Here is a 22,732-nt window from a genome sequence, read left to right on the forward strand (position 1 = left end):
GATTGAGTTATGAACAGGCAGGAAGCATGGGACGCGTAACCCAGCGCCGCAAGGTGCACAAGTATCTGCTGGACGGCTCGCCAAAGGCCCTCGAGTTTCCGGTCCGGCACCGGGAAGACGTCCTGGCGGTGGAGGAACCGCTGGAAATCCGGCTGGGACGGATGTCCTTCTCCGTCACCATGCGTACTCCCGGCGACGACTTTGACCTGGTGGCGGGATTCCTGGTGTCCGAGGGCGTCATCTGGAGTGCCGACCAGCTGGTGTCCCTCCGGTTCTGCGCCGGCGAGGACGAAAACGGCATGCAGACCTTCAACGTGGTGGAAGCCCAGCTGCGGCCCGACGTTCCCCTCCCGGACACGGGACGCAACGTCTACACCTCCAGTTCCTGCGGTATCTGCGGTACTGACTCCATCGACTCGGTCCGGAAATCCTCGCACTACAGCCCCCAGGACGATCCCGTCACCGTGGACGCCCACGTGCTTGCGTCGCTGCCGGCGCTGCTGCGGGAATCCCAGCGCGTCTTTGAGGAAACCGGGGGAGTGCACGCGGCCGGGCTGTTCAGGATTGCGGACGACGGCGGGGTCCAGCTTCTGTGCCTCCGTGAGGACGTGGGGCGGCACAACGCCGTGGACAAGGTGGTGGGCTGGGCCCTGCGCGAAGGCCTCCTTCCACTGCGCGGCACAGTGCTGCAGGTCTCCGGCCGGGCATCCTTTGAACTGGTGCAGAAAGCTGCCCTGGCGGGAATCCCTGTACTCTCCGCGGTCAGCGCGCCATCCAGCCTGGCGGTGGAACTTGCGGAGGCGAGCGGCCTGACGCTGGCGGGCTTCAGCCGGGGAACCAGCCTCAACGTATACGCCGGCGATGCCCGGGTGCTCAGGCCGGCGGCGGAAGTGCCGGCGTCCTGAGGCGGCTGCAGATGGCCACGGATCATTCTGGAGGGGTTGGATAAGAGGCTACTAGCGGGTAGATTTGTCCATCGAATGGACACCATGGTCCACTTCCAAACTCTAAAGAAGGCACACATTGCATGACGACCGCCGGATAACGGAAGTCCGCCTCGAGAGGTTCGTGCGTGAGCGCATCACCCCTTCCGTCTACGGCCGGAGCCTTCCCCTTGCCTTGAGCAGCTGGGATGTGCCGGATGAGCCGGTCCCTGCGCTGGAGGCCATGCGGCAGGAATTCCTCCCGCAGGAGCATGGTGCTGCCTGGGGCAAACCGTGGGGCACCAAGTGGCTTCGACTCCAGGGTGAGGTCCCTGAGTCATGGGGCACCGAGCCGGACACCACGGTGGAAGTGGTGGTGGACCTGGGCTTCACCATCGAGACGCCGGGTTTCCAGTGCGAGGGCATTGCCTGGCGGCCGGACGGAACCATCATCAAGGCCGTCTCCCCGCGCAACCAGTACATCCCGTTGAAGCTGCTGGGTGGCGGCATGGCAGTGGACTTCTATGTGGAAGCCGCCGCCAATCCTGACGTTGCCCAGGGCTGGACCTTTGCCGCAACACCCTATGGGGACAAGTCCACTGCCGGAACGGCGCCGCAATACCGGCTGGGGACCATTGCGATCGCTGAACTCAACCAGACTGTGTGGGAGCTCCAGCAGGACGTCTGGACCCTCGCGGGACTGATGGAGCAACTGCCGCTGGAGCTTCCCCGCCGGCACGAAATCCTCCGCGCCCTTGAACGCATGATGGACGTCATGGACCCGGATAATGTTGCCGGAACGGCGGCGGCCGGCCGCGAAGCCCTCGCCGGCGTCCTGGCCAGGCCCGCCTACGCATCCGCCCACCAACTGGTTGCCACCGGCCATGCCCACATCGATTCCGCCTGGCTGTGGCCGGTCAGGGAAACCATGCGCAAATGCGCGCGGACCTTTTCCAATGTTGTGTCCCTGATGGACGACAACCCGGACTTCGTCTTCTCCTGCTCATCCGCACAGCAGCTGGCGTGGATCAAGGAGTTCTACCCGGAACTCTTCAGCAGGATCCGCGAAAAGGTCCGTTCCGGCCAGTTCGTGCCCGTGGGCGGCATGTGGGTGGAATCGGACACCAACATGCCCGGCGGCGAGGCAATGGCCCGCCAGTTCTTGGAGGGCAAGAGCTTCTTCCTGTCGGAGTTCGGCATCGAATGCCGGGAAGCGTGGCTGCCGGATTCGTTCGGGTACTCTGCAGCCCTTCCGCAGATTGTAAAGTCCGCGGGCAGCCGCTGGTTCCTTACCCAGAAGATCTCCTGGAACCAGACCAACCGGATGCCGCACCACACCTTCAACTGGGAGGGCATCGACGGCACCCGGCTTTTCACGCACTTCCCGCCGGTGGACACCTACAACTCCGAACTCAGCGGGCGGGAGCTGGCCCACGCCGAACGGAACTACCGGGACCACGGCAGGGGAACAGTGTCACTGGTGCCGTTCGGCTTTGGCGACGGCGGCGGCGGACCTACCCGGGAGATGCTTGCTGCGGCGGCCCGCACCGCGGACCTCGAGGGCTCGCCGAAGGTGCGGATCGGGTCTGCGGAGAGTTTCTTCCGGCAGGCCGAACAGGACTACACCTCGCTGCCCGTCTGGGTGGGTGAGATGTACCTTGAGCTGCACCGCGGAACGTACACCAGCCAGGCCCGGACCAAGAAGGGCAACCGGCGCAGCGAGCACCTGTTGCGGGAGGCCGAACTGTGGTGCGCCACGGCAGCGGTCCGGACGGACGGCGCCTATGCCTACCCGGCAGCCGAGCTCAAGCGCCTGTGGCGGCTGGTGCTCCTGCAGCAGTTCCACGACATCCTTCCCGGCAGCTCCATCGCCTGGGTCCACCAGGATGCGGAGCGCAACTACCAGGCGATCGAAGCCGGGCTGGAAGCACTGATCGGCCAGGCCGCTTCCGCGGTGCTGGGTGCGGGGGAACGGAAGTTCCTCCTCAATGCCGCACCGCATGCCAGGGACGGCGTGCCCGCCCTGGCGGCGGCAGAGCCGGGCATTCATTCCGAAGCCGTCAGCGCAACGGCCGAAGCGGGCGCATACGTCCTGGACAACGGGGTTATCCGCGCGGTGCTGGACGGAAATGGCCTCCTGACGTCCCTGCGGGATTATGCCAGCGGCCGGGAAGCCATTGCCCCGGACCAGTACGGCAACCTGCTGGAGCTGCACCGGGATACCCCCAATGAGTGGGATGCCTGGGACATCGACGAGTTCTACCGGCGCAACGTCACTGCACTGACCAGCGCGGAATCGGTCCGGCTGGAAAGGCAGGGCGGAACCGCCATCGTGGTGGTGGAACGGCTGGCCGGAGCCTCTGCGATCACCCAGCGGATAGCGCTCGAGCCGGGCAGCCCCTCGCTGTCCATCACCACCGCCGTGGACTGGCAGGAACGGGAGAAGCTGCTGAAGCTGGGGTTCGCCCTGGACGTCCGGGCAGACCGCTCCGCCGCCGAGACGCAGTTCGGGCACGTTTTCCGGCCCACCCACACCAACACTTCCTGGGAAGCAGCGAAATTCGAGATCTGCGCGCACCGGTGGATCCACGTTGCCGAACCCGGCTACGGGGTGGCGGTCTCCAACGCGTCCACCTACGGACATGACGTGGCCCGGAACATCCGGGAGTCCGACGGCGGCACCACCACCACCGTGCGCCTGTCCCTGCTGCGGGCGCCCAAGTTCCCGGACCCGGAGTCGGACCGCGGGCTTCACGACCTGACCGTCACCATCCGGCCCGGCGCCGGCATTGCCGAGGCTGTCCAGGAGGGCTACCGCACCAACCTCGCACCCCGGATAGTCCATGGGGCCGCGCCGGTTGAGCCGTTGTTCGCTGTAACCAACCCGGCCCTGGTGATCGAAGCCGTCAAGCTTGCCGAGGATGGCTCCGGCGATGTGGTCGTCAGGCTGTACGAATCGTTGGGGCAGCGCTCCGCCGGGCGCGTCACTGCCAATTTCGCGGCAGCGGCTGTCCGCGCCGTGGACCTGCTGGAGCGCGATGTCCAGGCGCCGGGAGTGGAAGCCGGGGCCGGCGTTGCTGCCCTGCGGCTCCGCCCGTTCCAGCTGGTCACGCTGAGGTTCGCCCGCGGGTAAGAGTTTTTGGGCAGATATGGCGACTTCAGGGCCTCGGAGGGCGCCGTATCTGCCCAAAAACTTCGCGGGAAACAGGCCTTAAATAGGCTGAGTGGGGGCGGTCCCCAACGGCCGCCACCACTCATCCCCCCAATGCGTGCAAAGGCCCCCGGGACAGGAGGCGTTCAAGAATTTATCCCCGTTCGTAAACGCCGCTCGGTCCCACCTTCACACATTCATGATTGTTTCACATTCTAATGAATTTGTGAAAGCTGCCTTGTTACTTTTCGGTAGATGTCCTTTGCCTGCCGATGCTCTTTCCGCTTTTCACCCTTGCGGCCCAGATCAGGGCGAGCCCGATCACGAAGCACAGCACCGCCGTGTAGTTCACGACGAACTCTATGGCGTCCCAGGAGCGGGGGATGAACGGGAACAGCAGTGACAGGGCGATGGCAACTCCGCCCAGTGCCAGGAGCCCGGCCGCTATTCGTATGAGGATGGGCAGGCGGCTGCGCACGGCACGGACCATGGCAGGCAACAGCACCAGCGAAACATAGGACGGGTAGGCCCGGCCCGCCGCCCCGTAGTACTCCACCAGGACAGCGTTGCGGGCGTCCCGCCGGGCCGGGCCCATGAGCCCTGCCGACGATCCGGCGGTATCCATGAGGAAGAACACGGCCACCATCACCACGGAAATGACCAGCAGCACCATCATGCCGGCCCTTCCGGTGACCAGCCGGTAAGCGCCCTCGGCACCAAATCCCTTGGTGACGCGGATGCCCAGGAGGAAGATGGTGGCGAAGATGACGAACCGCAGCAGGAGGTTGGCCAGATTGATCCCGCCCAGTGCCTGGTCGATAAGCACATAGGGCGCCTCGATGCTCAGCAGGATGGCAAGGGTCATCAGGGCGAAGATGTAGAAGGGCGACCGGTTCTCACCCCGCAGCAGGCTGGGTATCCGCGCTATGGCGGTAAGGCCGCAGACTGCCAGCGTGGTCCATTGCAGGATTTCAATCATCCCAGGTTCTCCCAGATCTTTTCTGTCTGTGCTTGGTCCTGCTCCTGGCGCCGCAATACCTTGCCCAGCGCCTGGAGCCTGTCACCGGCAAGGGTGGCCAGGTCGCCGTCGGACATGCTGTCCAGGGCCGCCTGGCGCGCACCCGGCGGCCAGCCTGCCTCTTCCTCCGTGACCAGCCCTGTGGCCACCAGGCCCCCTGTGGGTCCCACTCCGGCCGCCCGCGACGTTGCAAGGGCAAGTTCCGGGGAGAGCCGGTTGGCAGTCAGCTGGGCGGAGTAGTTCTGGGGTGCCACCCCGGTGGCAGCCGAGACGCGGTGCCGCACCTCGCCGTCGTCTATGGCGTCAACCCAGTTCTTCACCGAGGTGGGGTGCGGGGCGGGGCTAAGGGCCGGCGGCTGCGGTCTTGGGTTTCCGGAGGGATCCATAGCGGGGCGCGCCAGCGCCGCCTGCAGCAGGTCCGGGGTGGAGATCTGGCTGATCAGCTCACAGCGCGTGGGCGGCGGGAGCGGGCCGGCCAGTTCACGGAAGTCTTCGAAATACGCCAATGCGGCCACGGGATTGACGTTGAAGGCCCGGGCGATGCTGACCACGGTGGTCACGGAGACCTTGCCCCTGACCAGCTGCTGGGCGAGCGTTGTCCTTTTGATCCCGGAGACCCTGCAGACGTCTGCGGTGCTGGCATCGGGGGCGATGCCTTGCAGCCAGCGCTGGAACGCCTTGGCAGGAAGGGTCATGGGGTGCTCTCTGCAGAACGGACGGTGAATCAATTTTAGCGTGCCGCCAATTCGGCCGATTTTACCGCCGATGCTGTTTCGACTATGCTTGATGGTCGAGCCCGTTGGTCCGTACACCCCCCAAGTCCGGACCAGCGGGTTCTTTCATGCCCTGCGTCCGGGATCCCCGGTATTCCGCACGGCGGCGCCGGCCCTGGTCCGGCAGAAAACCGGGCTGTACCGGTGAAAGGATGGACCAATGACTGCAACCCTCGTTGCCAAGAACATCGCGGGCGGGCATGACCACCGCCAGCTCTTCGCAGGACTTTCCCTGACCGTCGCGCCCGGCGATGTTGTGGGAGTGGTTGGAGCCAACGGGGCAGGCAAGACAACACTGCTGCGGATCCTCGCCGGCGCGGACCAGCCGCAGGCCGGGGCCGTAAGCCTGGCTCCGGCGGACGCGTTTGTGGGCTGGCTTCCCCAGGAGCACGAGCGGGTGCCGGGAGAGACCGTGGCCGGCTACATCGCCCGCCGTACGGGCTGCGCACAGGCCACCGCTGAAATGGAATCCACGGCAGAGGCATTAGGCAGCGGCGCGCCGGGCGCCGACGATGCGTACGCCCGGGCTTTCGACCGGTGGATGGCCTCCGGCGCCGCCGACCTAGACGACCGCATCCCTGCCGTCCTTGCCGATCTTGGCCTGGAAGCGGGCGCAGACGCCCCCATGACCGGCCTTTCCGGCGGCCAGGCCGCCCGGGTTGCGCTGGCTGCCCTGCTGCTGAGCCGGTTCGACGTGGTGCTCCTGGACGAGCCCACCAACGACCTGGACCTGGCCGGGCTCGCCCGGCTGGAGGACTTCGTGAAGGGGCTGCGCGGCGGCGTGGTCCTGGTCAGCCACGACCGCGAGTTCCTGGCCCGCTGCGTCACCACCGTGGTGGAGCTGGACCAGGCACAGAACGCCGTCTCGGTGTACGACGGCGGGTATGACGCCTACCTGGAGGAACGTGCAGTCGCGCGCCGCCACGCCCGCGAGAAGTACGAGGAGTTCGCCGCCACGAAGGCGGACCTGGTGTCCCGTGCCCGGACGCAGCGGGAGTGGAGCTCCCAGGGCGTCCGCAACGCCATGCGGAAGAGCCCGGACAACGACAAGATCCGCCGCGCGGCCAGCACGGAGTCCTCGGAAAAGCAGGCGCAGAAGGTCCGGCAGATGGAATCCCGGATCGCGCGGCTGGATGCGGTGGAGGAACCGCGGAAGGAATGGCAGCTGCAGTTCTCCATCGGCCAGGCCCCGCGGTCAAGTTCGGTGGTGGCCACCCTCCGCGAGGCCGAGGTCCGCCTGGGCGGGTTTACCTTGGGACCGGTCAACCTGCAGCTGAACGCGGGGGAGCGGATCGGCATCACCGGTCCCAACGGTGCAGGCAAGTCCACGCTGCTCCGCCTCCTCCTCGGCGCCGTTGAGCCCGACGCAGGCAGCGCGTCCATGGGCGCCTCCGTTGCCATTGGCGAGATTGACCAGGCACGCGGGCTGCTGCAGGGGCACCTGGCCCTCGCTGACGCCGTCGGGGAAGTCCTTGGCGACATGACCCCGGCGGAGGTCCGCACCCTGCTGGCCAAGTTCGGCCTGAAGGCCGACCACACCGGGCGGCCCGTTGATTCCCTCTCGCCCGGGGAACGCACCCGGGCCGCGCTGGCCCTGCTCCAGGCGCGCGGCGTGAACCTGCTGGTCCTGGATGAACCCACCAACCACCTCGACCTGCCGGCCATCGAGCAGCTCGAAGAGGCCCTGGACAGCTACGACGGCGCCCTCCTGCTGGTGACCCACGACCGCAGGCTGCTCGAGAACGTGCGGCTGGATGTACGTTGGGAACTGGACAACGGCACGGTCACCGAGCAGCACATCTCAAGCAGCATGAGGACCGACAGTTAGGGAACAACTTTTGACCGCGGAGCAGTATCGATGAGCATGGAACAGGTTGCCCGGGGTTCCCTTTACAACCTCGTCAGGGCCAAGAGCGGATCCAAGCCGTTCTCCAAGGAAACCCTCAAGCGGGTCCTGGCTTTTGCCCGGCCGCACCGCGGCAAACTGCTGGCCTTCATCGCCATGTCCGTTGCGACGGCCTTCCTTGCCGTGGCCACCCCGGTCCTGGCCGGCCAAGTGGTGGACGCCATCGTGGCGCGCGCCAGCGAGGGCGAGGTCATCCGGCTGGCCCTGCTGATCGCCGTCGTCGCCGTTGCCGAAGCGGGCCTGGGCCTGGTCAACCGCTGGCTGTCCTCCACCATCGGCGAAGGCGTGATCCTCGACCTGCGCACACGCGTCTTTGACCATGTGCAAAAAATGCCGATCGCCTTCTTCACCCGCACCCGGACCGGCGCCCTTGTCAGCCGCCTGAACAATGACGTCATCGGAGCACAGTCGGCATTCGCCGGGACCCTGTCCGGCGTGGTCAGCAACGTGGTGGCCCTGGTCCTGACCCTGGCGGTCATGCTGGGGACCTCGTGGCAGGTGACGGTCCTGGCCATGCTCCTGCTGCCCGTGTTCCTGGTCCCCGCCCGGCGGATGGGATCCAAGCTGGCAGACCTGCGCCGCGAGGCGGCCGAACACAATGCGGCCATGGGCACCCAGATGACCGAACGCTTCTCCGCCCCGGGCGCCACGCTGGTCAAGCTGTTCGGCCGGCCCGCGGACGAATCCCGGGAGTTCGCCGTCCGCGCCGGCCGGGTCCGCGACATCGGCATCCGGACAGCCATGCTGCAGTTCACCTTCGTGACGGCACTGACCCTGGTATCCGCCCTTGCCCTGGCGCTGGTCTACGGACTGGGCGGCTGGTTTGCCATTACCGGCCAGCTGGCCGCGGGCGACGTGGTGGTCCTGGCTCTGCTGCTCACCCGGCTGTACGCTCCGCTGACGGCGCTGTCCAACGCAAGGGTGGAGATCATGAGCGCCCTGGTCAGCTTTGAACGCGTTTTTGAGATCCTGGACCTCCAGCCGCTGATCCAGCAGAAGCCCGGCGCCGTTCCGGTTCCGCCGGGCCCGGTGTCCGTAGAGTTCGACGACGTCCGCTTCGCCTACCCGTCCGCGGACAAGGTCTCACTGGCCTCGCTGGAGGAAGTGTCCACCCTGGACACCCGTGGCGGCGAGGAAGTGCTGCACGGAATCAGCTTCCGGGTGGAACCCGGGCAGACGGTGGCGCTGGTCGGGTCCTCCGGCGCCGGCAAGTCCACCATTGCCCAGCTGCTGGCCCGGCTGTACGACGTCGATTCCGGCGCCATCCGGCTGGGCGGCAGCGTGCCGGGCTCCGGCCTGGACCTGCGGGATGCCACCTTCGACTCACTCCGGGACACGCTGGGCATGGTCACCCAGGACGGCCACCTCTTCCACGAGACCATCGCCTCCAACCTTCGCCTGGCCCGGCCCGACGCCACCGAGAAGGACATGTGGGACGTCATCCGGCAGGCGCGGCTGGAAACGATGATCCGGTCCCTGCCGGACGGGCTGGAGACCGTGGTGGGGGAGCGCGGCTACCGGCTCTCGGGCGGTGAGCGCCAACGCCTCACCATTGCCCGGCTGCTGATCGCCCAGCCCCGGGTGGTCATCCTGGACGAAGCCACCGCGGCCCTGGACTCCACCAACGAGGCAGCCGTGCAGGCAGCCCTGGGCGCTGCACTCGAGGGGCGCACCGCCGTCGTGATCGCCCACCGGCTGTCCACCATCCGCGCCGCCGACGCCATCCTGGTGGTGGAGGACGGTCGGATCGTGGAGCGGGGCACCCACACCGAGCTGCTCGCCGCGGACGGCCGCTACGCGGAGCTGTACCGCACCCAGTTCGCGGAGGCCGCCGCCGTGGCGCAGGAGGCGGTTCCCGAGCTGTAGCCTTCCGCCGTGGCGCCGGCTACGCGCCTGCGTCCCGCGCCGCGGCCAGTTCCGGAAGGATATGGTCCGTCAGCAGCGGTGCCAGGTCTGGAGGCAGGGCCTCCCCGCTGTGGAGGGCAGCCAGGTCCAGCCAGCGGATCTCGGCGATTTCTGCGGACGGGTGGGCATGCCAGGTGCCGGGCGCGCGGAACACGGTGGCTTCGATATCCGTGGCGGCCTCGTTCGCCGCGTCCGCGATCCAGACGCCCATCAGCTCCAGGTCCTGCGGATCGATCACGATGCCCACCTCTTCCGCAAGCTCACGGGCTGCCGCCTGGACAGCTGATTCGCCGGCCTCCGGCTTGCCGCCGGGATGCATGAACATGCCCGTGCCCCGCTTGCGGACGGTCAGGAGCCGGCCGGAGGGATCGAACACGCAGACGGCGGACACCACAATCCGGGCCTTCATGCGGCAACGCCCCGGACCAGGTGCGATGTCAGCAGCAGGTCCTTGCGGGGGCCGGACACGTCCCAGCTGTAGCTGAAGCGGCCAGGGCCTTCAAAGGTGTAGGCCACGCGGTAGGTATCGGGATCGCACCAGTGGTTGTCCAGGTTGTCGTGCGGGGTGAAGCTCATCCGGTGGAAGGGCCGTCCGTCGGGAAAGAACACGTCCAGGGCGTCGGGCTGCCCGGCGGGCCGCAGCAGGTACTCCCGGAAGGCGGGCCCGGTGAAGGAAGGCCAGCGCACGGTGCCTTCTTCGCGGAAGGCCAGGCCGCCGTCGTCGTCCGGGACGAAACGTACGACGCCGGTGAAGGTTCCGCGGGTGCCGCTGGCCCGGTCCAGCAATTCACGTTCAACCGTCCACAGGCCGCCCGCCACCGTGCTGCCGGCGGGGCTGCGCCCGCCGGTGCCGAGCAGGTAGGCGCGGAGGTTCAACTCCCGGGGATCAGGGTTCAAGTGCCCTCGATTGGATTCGAACCAACGACACCGGCTTTAGGAGAGCCGTGCTCTATCCACTGAGCTACGAGGGCTGGCATCCGGTGACCGGCGGACCGGCTCGAACACGGTTACAAGCATACAAGGTGCCGGGCCGTACTACGCTCAAGGCATGAGTCCAGCACCGTCCACGGCGCCAGCGGCGGCGTTCATTCCGGATACCGCGTCCACCCGGCAGTACATCGGTGCGTGGTCGGTTTTGAGCGTGCTGCAGTATTTTGCCGCAGAAGCTGCGGTGATCGCGGCGTGGGCAGGCCCCCGACCCTACGACCTGCGGACCGGCTACATCAGCGACCTGGGTGCCCTGAACTGTGGCATCTTCGACGGGCGGGAGGTGTGTTCCCCGCTGAACTGGCTGATGAACGCCTCCTTTGTGGTCCAGGGTTTGGGGATGCTGCTGGGCGCCATCCTGCTGAGCTCGGGCCTGCTGTGCGTGGCGGCGCGGGCGGGTGCGCGCGTCCAGCCGGGCCGCAGCAGGCCCTGGCTCGCGGCTCTCTGGGTGCGGATCCTGACCGGAACCGCCGGGGCGGGCACCGTCATTGTGGGGCTGGTTCCCGAGGACGCCGGCTCCGGCTGGCACTTCACCGGTGCCGTCATGTACTTCCTTGCCGGCGCCGCGGCGTTGCTGGTGCTCGGCATCCTCTGGCTGCGGAAATCGGCCATGGCCTGGTTCATCCTGGTCTGCGGCGGGGTGTCCCTGGCCGCGTTGGTCACCGGCGGCCTGACCCGGATGGACATTCCCGAGCCCGGCACGCTGGAGCGCCTCATGGGCTATCCCGTCACCGTGGGAATGGCGACGGCCGGCCTGGTGATTGCGCAGCGGGTGCACCGGCACCGGAAGCAGGTACAGGCGGCAGCGGCCGTCAGCTGACGGCTGTCCTGCCCCGCGCCTTCAGCAGCACGGCTGCGGCGCCTGCTAGGAGGCTCAGGACCAAAAGGACCCACCCGGCAACGGTAAGGCCGGACGCCAGGGCCACCTGCCCGGCGTCGGGCGCTTCCGCAGCGAGCACGCCGTCAATGGCAACGTTGCCCCAGAGCCGGACCACCACGAACAGCAGCGGCAACGCCCACAGTGCCCAGCGGAGTGCCTTGCGGGCGACGTTGGTGCCGATCAGCAGCAGCCACGTGAAGCCGAAGATCAGCGGAAACAGCGTGCCGGCGGTCTTGTGGACGTAGTTGAGCTGGCCGCGTGCATCAGCGTCCATCACCGCCTGGAGCTGGCCGATGTAGGCCGGGTCAAAGCCGCCGATGAGCGAGTCCGGCATCGCCAGCCCGCCGGTCAGCTGCCGGAGCTGGTCCAGGGTCAGCAGGTGCAGGTACCAGAACAGGAACAGGCTGGCCACGACGCCGGCGACCAGGATCAGGTTGCTGTTGCTCTGGGCTTTTTCAGGTGTCCGGCTGGTGGTCGGGTTGATAACCGGCGGCAGGTGGTGCTGCGGCACGGCCGCCTTGGCGCCGTGCTTCTTGATCCGCTGGGCAGGGGTCTTGGCCATGGCACCATTATTCCGCCCCATACACTGAAGCCATGACCATTGGCCGGCACAGCGCTGTTGAACTTGACCCTTCGTTGGATGACCACCAGCTGGCAGCAGCCCTGGTGCGGGAGGCCGGGCAGCTGGCGCTCCTGATGCGGATGGCCGGGCTGCAGTCCCAGCAGAAGACATCCATTTCGGACGTGGTGACGGCCGCGGACCACGCCGCCGAGGCCTACGTGCTGGAGCAGCTGCAGCGCTGCCGGCCCGAGGACGGCATCCTGGGTGAAGAGGGCGCTTCAGTACAGGGCAGCAGCGGCCGGACCTGGGTCATCGACCCCGTTGACGGCACCTACAACTTCCTGCACGGCTCCACGTACTGGTGCTCCGCCATTGCATTGAAGGACGGAACCGACGTGCTGCTCGGGGCCATCTACCAGCCGGAGGAGGACAAGCTCTGGCTGGGCGGACGGTCGCACCCTGCCACCCTCAACGGCGAGCCGCTCACGGTATTCCACGACAACCGCGGCGAACGCAACGGAACGGCCGTCGCCGAACTCGGCGCCGCCACGTACATCCATCCCCGCTGGCTGATGGATCCGATGTGCGCCATGCCCTGGCACGCCGCCGCAACCTCCGCCGCAACCCTGCGCATGCTGGGTTCCGGCTCCTGCGATCTGGGCAGGGTGGCGGACGGGCAGCTCGGCTGCTGGTTCCAGCACAGCTGCCCCGAATGGGACTGGCTGCCGGGCAAGGCCATCGTGCGTGCCGCCGGGGGCGCCGTGGACACTGTCCGGGTCAACGGCCTGGAATGGTTCATGGCAGGAGGCACGACGGCGGTGCGGGAGTTGCGTGCGGCCCTCAAGTCAGGCTCGGTGGCCTAAGCCGGGGGACGGGGCAATGCCGGTAGATTCCGTGGCGTAATCCACAGGCCGGAAGTGCGTGTCGGTCCCACCGCCTAGACTTGTAGGCACCATGGATATGTTGTTTGACCCGTACTCTGACGGACCGTTCAAGGCCGCTCCCGCAGCTGCTGCCCGCACCAAGGCGCGCCCGGACGGCGTCGTCACGGCGGCCGGTCCGGGCGGCAGTGTCCCCGCCGGGATTCCTGCCGGCGGCCGGGAGGCAAGCGGCGGGCACCCCGGTGGCGGCCCGGGGCAGCACCCTGGCAAGTCCCGGCTCGACGCCGCCAAGCTCCTGGAGGGGCTCAACCCGCAGCAGGAGGAAGCGGTCAAGCACGCCGGCTCCGCGCTGCTGATCGTGGCCGGTGCAGGGTCCGGCAAGACCCGCGTCCTCAGTAACCGTATTGCCTACCTGATCGCCACCGGCCGTGCCCATCACGGTGAAATCCTGGCCATCACGTTCACCAACAAGGCCGCAGCGGAAATGCGGGAGCGCATCGAGGCGCTGGTGGGCGGACGCGCCAAGATCATGTGGATTTCAACGTTCCACTCGTCCTGTGTGCGGATCCTGCGCCAGGAAGCTGCGAATGTGGGCCTGAAGTCCAACTTCTCCATCTACGATTCCGCGGATTCCCTGCGGCTGGTCACCCAGGTGTCCAAGGCGCTGGACCTGGACCCCAAGAAGTTCGCCCCCAAGGCCATCCAGCACAAGATCTCGGCGCTCAAGAACGAGCTTATCGACGCCGATTCCTACGCCTCGGCCGCGAACTACAACGATCCCTTCGAACAGGCCGTCGCCGAGGTCTACAAGGGCTACACGCAGCGGCTCCGCCAGGCCAACGCCATGGACTTTGATGACCTCATCGCCGAGACCGTGTTCATGTTCCGCGCGTTCCCGGCGCTCGCCGAGTCCTACCGCCGCCGGTTCCGGCACGTCCTGGTGGACGAATACCAGGACACCAACCATGCGCAGTACGCCCTGGTGCGCGAGATCGTGGGGGAGGGACCCGGGGCGTCGGAGCTCACCGTGGTGGGCGACTCGGACCAGTCCATCTACGCCTTCCGTGGTGCAGACATCCGCAACATCGTCGAATTCGAGAAGGACTACCCCGAGGCCCGCACCATCAAGCTGGAGCAGAACTACCGCTCCACGCAGAACATCCTCAGTGCTGCGAACTCGGTCATCTCCCGCAACCCGAACCGCCCCGAAAAGCGGCTGTGGACCGCAGAGGGGGAAGGCCACAAGATCATCGGCTACGTGGGCGAGAACGAGCACGACGAAGCCCAGTTCATCGCCAAGGAGATCGACCGGCTCCAGGACGAGGACAACCTGCGCCCGGGTGACGTCGCCATCTTCTACCGGACCAATGCCCAGTCCCGGTCCATTGAGGACGTCCTGGTCCGGGTGGGCCTGCCGTACAAGGTAGTGGGCGGCACCCGGTTCTACGAGCGCAAGGAAATCAAGGACGCCCTCGCGTACCTCCGGGTCCTGGTCAACCCCGACGACGACGTCAACCTCCGACGTGTCCTCAACGAACCCAAACGGGGGATCGGTGACCGCGCCGAAGGTGCGGTCGCCGCCCTTGCCCAGCGTGAACGGATTTCGTTCATGGCCGCCGCCCGCCGCGCCGAACAGGCCCCGGGCATGGCCACCCGCTCCGTCAACGCCGTCCTTGGCTTCGTGAAGCTGCTGGACGACCTCGCCGAGGTGGCAGCCGGCTCCGGCGCCGCCGCCGCCCTCGAAGCGGTCCTGGAGCAAACCGGCTACCTGGCAGCATTGCGGGCAAGTAGCGACCCCCAGGATGAGTCCCGGGTGGAGAACCTGGCGGAACTCGTGGCCGTCGTCCGTGAATATGAGCGCGACAACCCGGAAGGGACCCTGGAGGCGTTCCTGGAGCAGGTGTCCCTGGTGGCCGACGCCGACCAGATCCCGGACGCCCCGGGCGCCGACATCGATTCCGCGGTGGCCGAGGCCAAACGGCTGGGCGTCGTCACCCTGATGACGCTCCACACCGCGAAGGGGCTTGAATTCCCCGTGGTGTTCCTGACCGGCATGGAGCACGGACTGTTCCCGCACCAGCGCTCGGCCACGGACCCCAAGGAACTGGCCGAGGAACGCAGGCTTGCATACGTGGGGCTCACCCGTGCCAGGAAGCGGCTCTACGTCACCCGATCCGAGGTCCGCAGCATGTGGGGCCAGAGCCAGTACAACCCCGCCAGCCAGTTCCTCGAGGAAATCCCTGCCGAACTCCTGGAGTGGAAGCGGGAAGGCACCAGCAGGCAGGCAGCCTGGAGCGGCGGCGGGTCCATCGGCTCCGGCAAGTACAGCGGATCCTTCTGGGGCGCGGGTACCTCCCGCGGTGCCGCTGCCGGCTTCGACGCCGACGTTCCCGCGGTCATCGCCCGGAACCGGGTGCAGCCGCAAAAGGAAATCATCGCCGTCACAGTGGGGGACAAGGTGAACCACACAAGCTTCGGCAACGGGACCGTGCTTGCCTTGGAAGGTGTCGGGGACAAGACCGTGGCCAAGGTGAAGTTCGACGTCGGCGAGAAGCGGCTCCTGCTCCGCTACGCGCCGCTGACCAAGCTGGACGCCTAGGGACGCCCATTAACCGCGGGAGCGGGCCCTTGCCCGCTTCCGCGAAGGTCCTTCAGACAGCCGCCGGGCTGCTGTCGGACAAGCTCATCCTCCGCCCGGCGAGCTGTAGCTACCGGCATCATCACAACCTCTACGGGCAGGAAGTTCCCAAAGGGGGCAGGCTGACGGACGAGCCCTACCGCTGCTCGGCGGCCATCATCCAGGCCGGCACCCTGTCCCTGGACTTCCCCCGCCGCAACATCAATCCCCGGGTCCACTACGTGGGGCACTCCTGCCCTACCGGCGCCTCGATGCAACGCAGCAGGAACCGTTGCCGCTGGGATACGGCACAACAATTGTGGTCACCCAGGGGACCGTGGATAACGCCGACCAGAACAAGCTCATCAAGCCCGCGCTGGAGGCACTCAAGGATCTGGACGCCCTGGTCATTGTGGCCACCGGCGGCAGGGAAACCAGGGAGCTGCGCGACCGCTACCCGCAGCCGAACACCCATATCCGGGACTATGTGGACTTCGCCACCGTCTTTGAGTCCACGGACGTCTTCGTCACCAACGGCGGGTTCGGCGGGGTGCAGTTGGCCCTCTCCAAGGGGGTCCCGCTGGTGGTGTCCGGGATCAATGAAGGCAAGAGCGACGTCAACGCGCGCGTGGACTTTGCCGGTGCCGGCATCGACCTGCGGACCGACTCCCCATCGCCGGAGAAGATTCGAGCAGCCGTGCGTTCCATCCTGTCCGATCCGAAGTGGAAAAACCGGGCGCAACAGATGCAGCATGACTTTGCCCGGCACGATCCTGCCCAGGCCGCAGCATAAGTTATAGAAAGCGTGGGCGGATCCAGGAGCGCCCAGTCATGAAGCATAATGGGGGCCATGCGACGGACTGTACGGGGGATTCTCGCCGCCCTTTTCCTGGCAGCTGCCACCGGGTGCACTGTCACCACTGAGGATCCCGGCTACGTGCCGCCGCCTCCGCCCGCGCCCATGGACCAGCTGAAACAGGCCGCCCTGGCCAACCCCCAGGATTTTTCCAATGGTGAGGACATCCTCTCGTTCATCACCGAAGACCGCACTGTGGCATGCTCCCTCACGTCCGCCCGGGGGGAGCACATCAACCTCCCGTATGAAACAAACGGCTACAGCGATTCGGCAAACAACAGGTTTGCCATCGTCCCGGTTGCGCACTGCGAACTGGCAACCTACCCCAAGCCCGGCGCGGACGACGTCAGGGACGACTGCGCCGGAACCGGGCTCGGTTATCTCGGCGGTGTTGCCCTACTCACGCCGGACAAGGCCTGGTACGGGGAGTGCCGGTCCGGCGTCACACAAATGGAGGCGACCTACGGGCCCAAGGGCAGCCGCACAGGTGCGCTGGCCCAGCTGCCGGTCCTGGCCGAGGGGCAGAACCTGGAACGCAACGGGCTGCGGTGCTCGGCCTACAACGGCGGCGTGGCATGCGGAAACGTGTCTGCCGGCGTCGGATTCTTCGTGTCATCCGGGAGCTACGAACTGATTCCAGGGCCCGGGGGAGTGGCCTCACCGGCACCGGCCGAGGCCCCAAAAACCCCGTAAATCCGCGGTTTTTCTACGCCTCATAGAATAGTGTCCTTACTCACATAAGCGGTAGTCTTGGACGGGCCGGTCCCCATTAAGGACTAGAGTTCCCAGAGGAGCATCACGCCGCGTGGCTCGTTTCCAGACAGGCCGCCGGTGCGTGCAATCCGCAGCCCGGTCATCGTCTATCGATGGTGTCCGACTGTACAGAAACTACTTCGACGTAGAAGGACACTAAACCGTGGACCTGTTTGAATACCAGGCGCGCGATATGTTCGAGGCGCACGGTGTACCCGTGCTGGCCGGCATCGTGGCGTACACCCCAGAAGAAGCAAAGGCAGCTGCCGAAAAGATTGGCGGCGTCACCGTCGTCAAGGCACAGGTCAAGATCGGCGGCCGCGGCAAGGCCGGCGGCGTGAAGGTCGCAAAGTCCGCTGACGAGGCACTCGAGCACGCCACCAACATCCTGGGCATGGACATCAAGGGCCACACCGTCAAAAAGGTGATGATTGCCCAGGGTGCGGACATCGCCGAGGAATTCTACTTCTCCGTCCTGCTGGACCGGGCCAACCGCAACTACCTGGCCATGTGCTCGGTTGAAGGCGGCATGGACATCGAGCAGCTCGCCGTCGAACGCCCGGAGGCGCTGGCCAAGGTAGCCATCGACCCCGCTGTCGGCATCGACCAGGCCAAGGCCGACGAAATCGTCGCCACGGCCGGCTTCGCTGAGGAACTGCGCGGCAAGGTGGCCGACGTCATCCTCAAGCTCTGGGACGTCTTCAAGAAGGAAGACGCAACCCTGGTGGAGGTCAACCCGCTCGTCCGGACCGGCGCCGGCGAGATCATCGCCCTTGACGGCAAGGTCTCCTTGGACGAAAACGCAGAGTTCCGGCACGCCAAGCACGCGCTGCTCGAGGACAAGGACGCCGCCGATCCGCTTGAGGCCAAGGCAAAGGCGCAGGACCTCAACTACGTCAAGCTCGACGGCGAAGTCGGCATCATCGGCAACGGTGCCGGCCTCGTGATGTCCACCCTCGACGTCGTTGCCTACGCCGGTGAAAACCACGGCAACGTCAAGCCCGCAAACTTCCTGGACATCGGCGGCGGAGCCTCCGCCGAGGTCATGGCTGCCGGCCTGGACGTCATCCTCGGCGACGAGCAGGTCAAGTCCGTGTTCGTCAACGTCTTCGGCGGCATCACCGCCTGCGACGCCGTCGCGAAGGGCATCGTCGGCGCACTGGCAGAGCTCGGCCACACCGCGAACAAGCCGCTGGTAGTCCGCCTTGACGGCAACAACGTCGAGGAAGGCCGCCGCATCCTGAACGAGGCCAACCACCCGCTGGTTACCCTGGCCGCCACCATGGACGAGGGCGCCGACAAGGCCGCCGAGCTCGCCAACGCAGCTAAGTAAAGGGACGCACCATGTCTATCTATCTGAACAAGGACTCCAAGGTCATCGTCCAGGGCATCACCGGCGGCGAAGGCACCAAGCACACCGCCCTGATGCTGAAGGCCGGAACCAACATTGTTGGCGGCGTCAACGCCCGCAAGGCCGGCACCACGGTCCTGCACGGCGACCAGGAAATCAACGTCTACGGCACCGTCAAGGAAGCCATGGCGGAAACCGGCGCCGACGTCTCCATCGTGTTCGTTCCGCCGGCCTTCACCAAGAACGCCGTTGTGGAAGCCATCGAAGCCGGCATCGGCCTCGTGGTTGTCATCACCGAGGGTGTTCCGGTCCAGGACTCCGCCGAATTCTGGGCACTTGCCCAGTCCAAGGTGGACGCCGACGGCAACCAGGTCACCCGTATCATCGGACCGAACTGCCCCGGCATCATCACTCCCGGCGAGGCTCTGGTGGGCATCACCCCCGCCAACATCACGGGCAAGGGCCCCATCGGCCTGGTTTCCAAGTCCGGCACCCTGACCTACCAGATGATGTACGAACTGCGCGACCTTGGCTTCTCCACCGCCATCGGCATCGGCGGTGACCCCGTCATCGGCACCACGCACATCGATGCCCTGGCCGCATTCGAGGCTGACCCCGAGACCAAGGCAATCGTCATGATCGGTGAGATCGGTGGCGACGCCGAAGAGCGTGCCGCCGACTTCATCAAGGCCAATGTCACCAAGCCGGTTGTCGGCTACGTGGCAGGCTTCACCGCTCCTGAAGGCAAGACCATGGGCCACGCCGGTGCCATCGTCTCCGGTTCCGCCGGTACCGCTCAGGCCAAGAAGGAAGCCCTCGAGGCTGCCGGCGTGAAGGTCGGCAAGACGCCGTCCGAGACCGCCAAGCTGCTGCGCGAGGTATACGCAGCCCTCTAGGGTCTCCTTACAGACACTGCGGGGTCACTCCCCGGCCGTTCCACTTTTCGGAGCGGCCGTGGAGGGCCCCGCGTTTGTTTTCAGTACGACGACGGGCGGCGCCTTTCCCGGTGACGCGCCGCCCGGCGTCGCCCTTCTGGTGCCCCTTATACCTTGGCGCTGCTCAGCAACTCATCGAGCCGCTCGTAGCCCTCGCTCATTCCACCCTCCATGCCGGACTGGGCCATCCCGTCCCGGGCTTCCTGGCTGGGGTAGACCGAGTGTCCACGGAGCCGGGTCCGGCCGTTTCCGAGGTCCTCGAACGTCATGAATTCCAGGCTGACCACGTCCGGGTATCCGCCGAACTCGAAGGTCTGGATGGCGAATTCGTTCTCGCGCACAGTGTGGAAGATGCCCTTGAACTCATACGGGACACCTTCCGGTCCCGTGTGCAGGTAGCTGTAGCTGCCTCCGGTCCGGAAGTCGTAGTGGCCGATCTCCATCTTGTAGCCCCGCGGGCCGAGCCACTGCACAATCAGGTCCGGCTCCTTGTGGGCCCGGAACACGTCCGCGACAGGGAAATCGAACTCGCGTTCGTAGTCGATGAAGGGCACACCTTCGGGAACGGAGAGCTTCAGTGCGTTGGTCATTTCTTGTCCTTTGCCTTGGCGCCGTCATGCCCGGCGCTGGATTGAAGCACGGCATCCAGGCTGCGGAACTGCCCCTCCCGGACCAGCCTGTACTGGTCGATCCAGGCGGTGAGCGCCTCCAGCCGTGCGGGATTCAGGTGGACGGGCCTGCGCTGGGCTTCCCTGGTGCGGGTGACCAACTGCGCCTGCTCGAGGACCTGGATGTGCTTCGAAACTGCCTGCTTGGAAATTTCGAATGGTTCCGCCAACTCATTCACGGTGGCCGGGCCCCGGCTGAGCCGGGCAATGATGCTCCGCCGGACAGGATCGGCCAGGGCCATAAAGGCCGAGTCCAATGCCATGTTGTCGGAGTCCATACCAGCCTCTTAATCAACTAACTGCTTTATCAACCTTTTGGTTGTTTAAGAGTACAACCAGCTTCCGAGGGATTCAAGACCCAGGCTTCCCCGGTTTCGAGCATGGACGTGGGGGGCCTGCTTTTCGGCTACGCCACCGGCGTGGTCTCCGGCGTCTTGCTGTACAGGAATGACTTCTGGTTACGCTGTGGAGATGAGCAGCGGAAGGTGGCGGCGCGCATGAATCTCTCCGGAAACCTGGGGCCCAACCCCCACAGCCTGGAGGTGGAGGACCTCGAAAGTTTTGACCGACTGGTATCCGCCGGCGCGGTTCACCTGCAGGGCTGGCATGCCCAGTCCCTGGACCTGCGCGGCAGGTCCACGGTTCTTGACGGCCTTGACGTGGCGGGCGCGCTGTTCATGGGCTGCATGTTCGACGACGGGGTGGAAGACGGCCTGCGGCGGCGCGGCGCGCTGATCTTTCCCCGGCTTGCGGGGGTGCCTTTCAACCCATACCGCTCCACGCTGTACTCGCCCGGGGAGCTCTACGCAGGCCTGGCGGAAGCGCGCTACGAGGACCTGCCCGACGCCCGGATCTACCAGTGGAGCGTCCAACCGGGGCAGCGCCACCGGGTGGACGCAACACTGGCGTCTGCCCTGCACGACCATGCCATTGGTGACGCTCTTGAAGAACTGGCAGCATCCCCTCCCTGGTCCGGGCGCCCGACGGTGGGCGTCATGGGCGGACACGCGGCCCAGCGGGGCAGCGTGGACTATGCCGCGGCGGCAAGGCTCGGCAGCCTCCTGGCACAAAACGGATTCTCTGTTGCCACCGGCGGGGGACCGGGCGCCATGGAGGCGGCCAACCTTGGCGCCTACCTCAGCCAAGCGGGCGACGGCGCGCTCCCGGCTGCGCTGGACATGCTCGCCGCCGTTCCCGGCTTCCGTCCCTCGGTCTCGGCGTGGGCACGCGCGGCGTCCGCCGTCGTCGAACGCTTTCCGGGCGGGACGCCGTCACTGGGAATCCCCACCTGGTTCTACGGACACGAGCCGCCCAACTACTTCGCCACTGCCATCGCCAAGTACTTTGCCAATGCCATCCGCGAAGCCATCCTGCTGGAACTGTGCCAAGGCGGCATCGTCTTCCTGCCCGGAGCGGCAGGCACCATCCAGGAGATCTTCCAGGACGCCTGCGAGAACTACTACGGGGCCAGGGAGAAGGTCACGCCGATGATCCTGGTGGGCAGGCGCCACTGGGAACAGAAATATCCGGCGTGGCCCCTGCTGCGCAAGATGGCGTCGGGCCGGGCCATGGAAGAGCGGATATTCCTGGTGGACAGCGTGGACGAGGCCGTGGCAGTCCTCCGGGGTTAGCGGCGTCGAGTCCGGCTGCTCAGAGGTCCTTCCGGCACTGCGCCTTGCCCAGTTCGTAGAGGCCGTTCAGGTCACCGGCGGACAGCCCCTCCGGTGTGCCGATCTCCGGGTACATGAGCTGCCGGGGGTCTTCCACATGGTCCAGGCCCATCACGTGGCTCAGCTCATGCAGGATCACCGCGGTTGCATACAGGTGGCCGTCCGGATTCAGCAGTTCGTTGGCGATCTGCGGCGCGTCCAGGTCCAGCCCGCCGGTGACGAAGGTCTTGGGTCCGCCGTCGTAGCTGAAATGGGTGCTGCCGCCGGTGCCGATCACTTTCCCCTCGAGCTGCGGGGCGACCTCGGGCGTCGTCCAGGCAATGAGCAGCGGCGCCCAGCGCTCGCCGTAGGCATCAGGCTGGAACGGCGGCCGCTGCGGTGACGGCTGCTCATCGGTGGTGCCGTCGTAGATGAACGAAATGCCCGTTGCCGCCGAGATCGTGGCAATGGCGTCCGGAACCAGCCGCTCCGAGCCCGCTGGGGCAAGGTCCGCGTTGACCACGTAGTGGAGCGGGCGGCAGGGCGAATACCCTACCGGGCTGCCGTCGCCATTGACGGCCAGGAAACGGTAGGAGTCGCTGCCGACGGCGGGCGGGCTGGGGGTAGCCAGCGGGGCGTCTGCTTCCTCATAGCCCGGGGGAGGAGTGTCAACGTGGGCTTCGGCAGGTTGTGGCGCGCCGGCGCCACCCGAAGGGTTGCTGCCTTCCTTTGGCTTGGCCTGCGGATTCCCGGGGCCGATCCGGACGTCCAGGAGGTGTTTGACCCGGGAATCGTCCAGCACCAGCGCGCCGCCTGATACTGCCGCCAACAGGAGTGCGCCTGCCAGCACGGACCGGTATCCCAGCCCCGCGCGGGGTTTGTCGCCGGCGTGGCGCGGCGGACGGGTCTCGGTCATG

General features: G+C 66.6%; 20 protein-coding genes and 1 tRNA gene. 12 read left to right on the plus strand and 9 right to left on the minus strand.

Annotated elements, in window-relative coordinates:
* Window positions 1–26 precede the first annotated feature (26 nt).
* Window positions 27–905, plus strand: a complete 879-nt coding sequence (fdhD, locus tag AC5RT3_RS13450) for a formate dehydrogenase accessory sulfurtransferase FdhD (RefSeq protein WP_494011698.1) — start codon at window positions 27–29, stop codon at window positions 903–905.
* Between the two features lie 118 nt (window positions 906–1,023).
* Complete coding sequence (locus AC5RT3_RS13455; protein WP_494124399.1) at window positions 1,024–4,056, plus strand: alpha-mannosidase; 3,033 nt, start codon at window positions 1,024–1,026, stop codon at window positions 4,054–4,056.
* A 259-nt stretch (window positions 4,057–4,315) separates the two neighbouring features.
* Here AC5RT3_RS13455 and AC5RT3_RS13460 read toward each other — a convergent pair whose 3' ends face one another.
* Together AC5RT3_RS13460 and AC5RT3_RS13465 are read right to left on the minus strand one after the other, a co-directional pair.
* Window positions 4,316–5,053 carry a hypothetical protein gene (locus AC5RT3_RS13460; protein ID WP_494124400.1) on the minus strand — a complete coding sequence of 246 codons (738 nt, stop codon included), beginning with the start codon at window positions 5,051–5,053 and terminating at the stop codon, window positions 4,316–4,318.
* Window positions 5,050–5,787, minus strand: a complete 738-nt coding sequence (locus AC5RT3_RS13465; protein WP_494052821.1) for a hypothetical protein — start codon at window positions 5,785–5,787, stop codon at window positions 5,050–5,052. The genes AC5RT3_RS13460 and AC5RT3_RS13465 overlap by 4 nt, the downstream gene beginning before the upstream one ends.
* A 238-nt stretch (window positions 5,788–6,025) precedes the next feature.
* On the opposite strand from AC5RT3_RS13465, the gene abc-f reads away from it, so the two are divergent.
* Window positions 6,026–7,693 carry a ribosomal protection-like ABC-F family protein gene (gene abc-f, locus AC5RT3_RS13470; RefSeq protein WP_494124401.1) on the plus strand — a complete coding sequence of 556 codons (1,668 nt, stop codon included), beginning with the start codon at window positions 6,026–6,028 and terminating at the stop codon, window positions 7,691–7,693.
* Window positions 7,694–7,723: 30 nt separating this feature from the next.
* On the plus strand, window positions 7,724–9,637 hold the full coding sequence (locus AC5RT3_RS13475; protein WP_494124402.1) for an ABC transporter ATP-binding protein: 1,914 nt from the start codon (window positions 7,724–7,726) through the stop codon (window positions 9,635–9,637).
* A gap of 19 nt (window positions 9,638–9,656) precedes the next feature.
* On the opposite strand, the gene AC5RT3_RS13480 is transcribed toward AC5RT3_RS13475, so the two are convergent.
* The 3 genes from AC5RT3_RS13480 to AC5RT3_RS13490 all read right to left on the minus strand — a co-directional run bounded on the left by AC5RT3_RS13480 (window position 9,657) and on the right by AC5RT3_RS13490 (window position 10,647).
* Window positions 9,657–10,085 (minus strand): NUDIX hydrolase, encoded by a 429-nt coding sequence (locus AC5RT3_RS13480; RefSeq protein WP_494052824.1) that lies wholly within the window; start codon window positions 10,083–10,085, stop codon window positions 9,657–9,659.
* Window positions 10,082–10,573, minus strand: coding sequence for a DUF6314 family protein (locus AC5RT3_RS13485; protein WP_494124403.1), 492 nt, complete (start codon window positions 10,571–10,573; stop codon window positions 10,082–10,084). Before AC5RT3_RS13485 ends, AC5RT3_RS13480 begins: the two co-directional genes overlap by 4 nt.
* Window position 10,574: 1 nt before the next feature.
* A tRNA-Arg gene (locus tag AC5RT3_RS13490) sits at window positions 10,575–10,647 on the minus strand.
* A 77-nt stretch (window positions 10,648–10,724) separates the two neighbouring features.
* Here AC5RT3_RS13490 and AC5RT3_RS13495 point away from each other — a divergent pair.
* Window positions 10,725–11,483, plus strand: coding sequence for a DUF998 domain-containing protein (locus tag AC5RT3_RS13495; protein ID WP_494124404.1), 759 nt, complete (start codon window positions 10,725–10,727; stop codon window positions 11,481–11,483).
* On the opposite strand, the gene AC5RT3_RS13500 is transcribed toward AC5RT3_RS13495, so the two are convergent.
* On the minus strand, window positions 11,476–12,105 hold the full coding sequence (locus tag AC5RT3_RS13500) for a hypothetical protein (protein ID WP_494124405.1): 630 nt from the start codon (window positions 12,103–12,105) through the stop codon (window positions 11,476–11,478). The genes AC5RT3_RS13495 and AC5RT3_RS13500 overlap by 8 nt on opposite strands.
* A 32-nt stretch (window positions 12,106–12,137) precedes the next feature.
* Between AC5RT3_RS13500 and AC5RT3_RS13505 the strand changes: the two genes are divergently transcribed.
* The 6 genes from AC5RT3_RS13505 (at window position 12,138) to sucD (ending at window position 19,459) form a co-directional block, all read left to right on the plus strand.
* Window positions 12,138–12,968 (plus strand): inositol monophosphatase family protein, encoded by an 831-nt coding sequence (locus tag AC5RT3_RS13505; protein ID WP_494124406.1) that lies wholly within the window; start codon window positions 12,138–12,140, stop codon window positions 12,966–12,968.
* A gap of 97 nt (window positions 12,969–13,065) precedes the next feature.
* The gene (gene pcrA, locus AC5RT3_RS13510; RefSeq protein WP_494124460.1) at window positions 13,066–15,585 is read left to right on the plus strand and encodes a DNA helicase PcrA; all 2,520 of its coding nucleotides are present in this window, start codon (window positions 13,066–13,068) and stop codon (window positions 15,583–15,585) included.
* Window positions 15,586–15,922: 337 nt separating this feature from the next.
* Entirely contained in the window at window positions 15,923–16,396 is a 474-nt protein-coding gene (locus AC5RT3_RS13515) for a glycosyltransferase (RefSeq protein WP_494052830.1), read from the plus strand.
* Between the two features lie 48 nt (window positions 16,397–16,444).
* A complete protein-coding gene (locus AC5RT3_RS13520) occupies window positions 16,445–17,152 on the plus strand; it encodes a hypothetical protein (protein WP_494124407.1) in 708 nt (235 codons plus the stop codon).
* A gap of 223 nt (window positions 17,153–17,375) precedes the next feature.
* Window positions 17,376–18,545 carry an ADP-forming succinate--CoA ligase subunit beta gene (gene sucC / locus AC5RT3_RS13525; protein ID WP_494011684.1) on the plus strand — a complete coding sequence of 390 codons (1,170 nt, stop codon included), beginning with the start codon at window positions 17,376–17,378 and terminating at the stop codon, window positions 18,543–18,545.
* 11 nt (window positions 18,546–18,556) lie between these two features.
* Window positions 18,557–19,459, plus strand: coding sequence for a succinate--CoA ligase subunit alpha (gene sucD / locus AC5RT3_RS13530; protein WP_494011683.1), 903 nt, complete (start codon window positions 18,557–18,559; stop codon window positions 19,457–19,459).
* 146 nt (window positions 19,460–19,605) lie between these two features.
* Here the strand turns inward: sucD and AC5RT3_RS13535 are convergent, their stop codons facing one another.
* Window positions 19,606–20,088, minus strand: a complete 483-nt coding sequence (locus tag AC5RT3_RS13535) for an SRPBCC family protein (protein ID WP_494124408.1) — start codon at window positions 20,086–20,088, stop codon at window positions 19,606–19,608.
* Window positions 20,085–20,444 carry an ArsR/SmtB family transcription factor gene (locus tag AC5RT3_RS13540; RefSeq protein ID WP_494124409.1) on the minus strand — a complete coding sequence of 120 codons (360 nt, stop codon included), beginning with the start codon at window positions 20,442–20,444 and terminating at the stop codon, window positions 20,085–20,087. The genes AC5RT3_RS13535 and AC5RT3_RS13540 overlap by 4 nt, the downstream gene beginning before the upstream one ends.
* A 219-nt stretch (window positions 20,445–20,663) precedes the next feature.
* Here AC5RT3_RS13540 and AC5RT3_RS13545 point away from each other — a divergent pair, with 219 nt between their 5' ends.
* Entirely contained in the window at window positions 20,664–21,797 is a 1,134-nt protein-coding gene (locus AC5RT3_RS13545) for an LOG family protein (RefSeq protein ID WP_494124410.1), read from the plus strand.
* Between the two features lie 19 nt (window positions 21,798–21,816).
* Here the strand turns inward: AC5RT3_RS13545 and AC5RT3_RS13550 are convergent, their stop codons facing one another.
* The gene (locus AC5RT3_RS13550) at window positions 21,817–22,731 is read right to left on the minus strand and encodes a matrixin family metalloprotease (protein WP_494124411.1); all 915 of its coding nucleotides are present in this window, start codon (window positions 22,729–22,731) and stop codon (window positions 21,817–21,819) included.
* Between the last annotated feature and the right edge of the window lies 1 nt (window position 22,732).

The sequence above is a fragment of the Arthrobacter sp. Y3221159 genome (assembly GCF_059089885.1).

Coding starts and splice junctions, on each gene's coding strand:
- fdhD (WP_494011698.1), top strand. CDS start 27: ATGGGACGCGTAACCCAGCGCCGCAAGGTGCACAAGTATCTGCTGGAC.
- AC5RT3_RS13460 (WP_494124400.1), bottom strand. CDS start 5,053: ATGATTGAAATCCTGCAATGGACCACGCTGGCAGTCTGCGGCCTTACC.
- AC5RT3_RS13465 (WP_494052821.1), bottom strand. CDS start 5,787: ATGACCCTTCCTGCCAAGGCGTTCCAGCGCTGGCTGCAAGGCATCGCC.
- abc-f (WP_494124401.1), top strand. CDS start 6,026: ATGACTGCAACCCTCGTTGCCAAGAACATCGCGGGCGGGCATGACCAC.
- AC5RT3_RS13475 (WP_494124402.1), top strand. CDS start 7,724: ATGAGCATGGAACAGGTTGCCCGGGGTTCCCTTTACAACCTCGTCAGG.
- AC5RT3_RS13480 (WP_494052824.1), bottom strand. CDS start 10,085: ATGAAGGCCCGGATTGTGGTGTCCGCCGTCTGCGTGTTCGATCCCTCC.
- AC5RT3_RS13495 (WP_494124404.1), top strand. CDS start 10,725: ATGAGTCCAGCACCGTCCACGGCGCCAGCGGCGGCGTTCATTCCGGAT.
- AC5RT3_RS13500 (WP_494124405.1), bottom strand. CDS start 12,105: ATGGCCAAGACCCCTGCCCAGCGGATCAAGAAGCACGGCGCCAAGGCG.
- AC5RT3_RS13505 (WP_494124406.1), top strand. CDS start 12,138: ATGACCATTGGCCGGCACAGCGCTGTTGAACTTGACCCTTCGTTGGAT.
- pcrA (WP_494124460.1), top strand. CDS start 13,066: ATGTTGTTTGACCCGTACTCTGACGGACCGTTCAAGGCCGCTCCCGCA.
- AC5RT3_RS13520 (WP_494124407.1), top strand. CDS start 16,445: ATGGGGGCCATGCGACGGACTGTACGGGGGATTCTCGCCGCCCTTTTC.
- sucD (WP_494011683.1), top strand. CDS start 18,557: ATGTCTATCTATCTGAACAAGGACTCCAAGGTCATCGTCCAGGGCATC.
- AC5RT3_RS13535 (WP_494124408.1), bottom strand. CDS start 20,088: ATGACCAACGCACTGAAGCTCTCCGTTCCCGAAGGTGTGCCCTTCATC.
- AC5RT3_RS13540 (WP_494124409.1), bottom strand. CDS start 20,444: ATGGACTCCGACAACATGGCATTGGACTCGGCCTTTATGGCCCTGGCC.
- AC5RT3_RS13545 (WP_494124410.1), top strand. CDS start 20,664: ATGAATCTCTCCGGAAACCTGGGGCCCAACCCCCACAGCCTGGAGGTG.
- AC5RT3_RS13550 (WP_494124411.1), bottom strand. CDS start 22,731: ATGACCGAGACCCGTCCGCCGCGCCACGCCGGCGACAAACCCCGCGCG.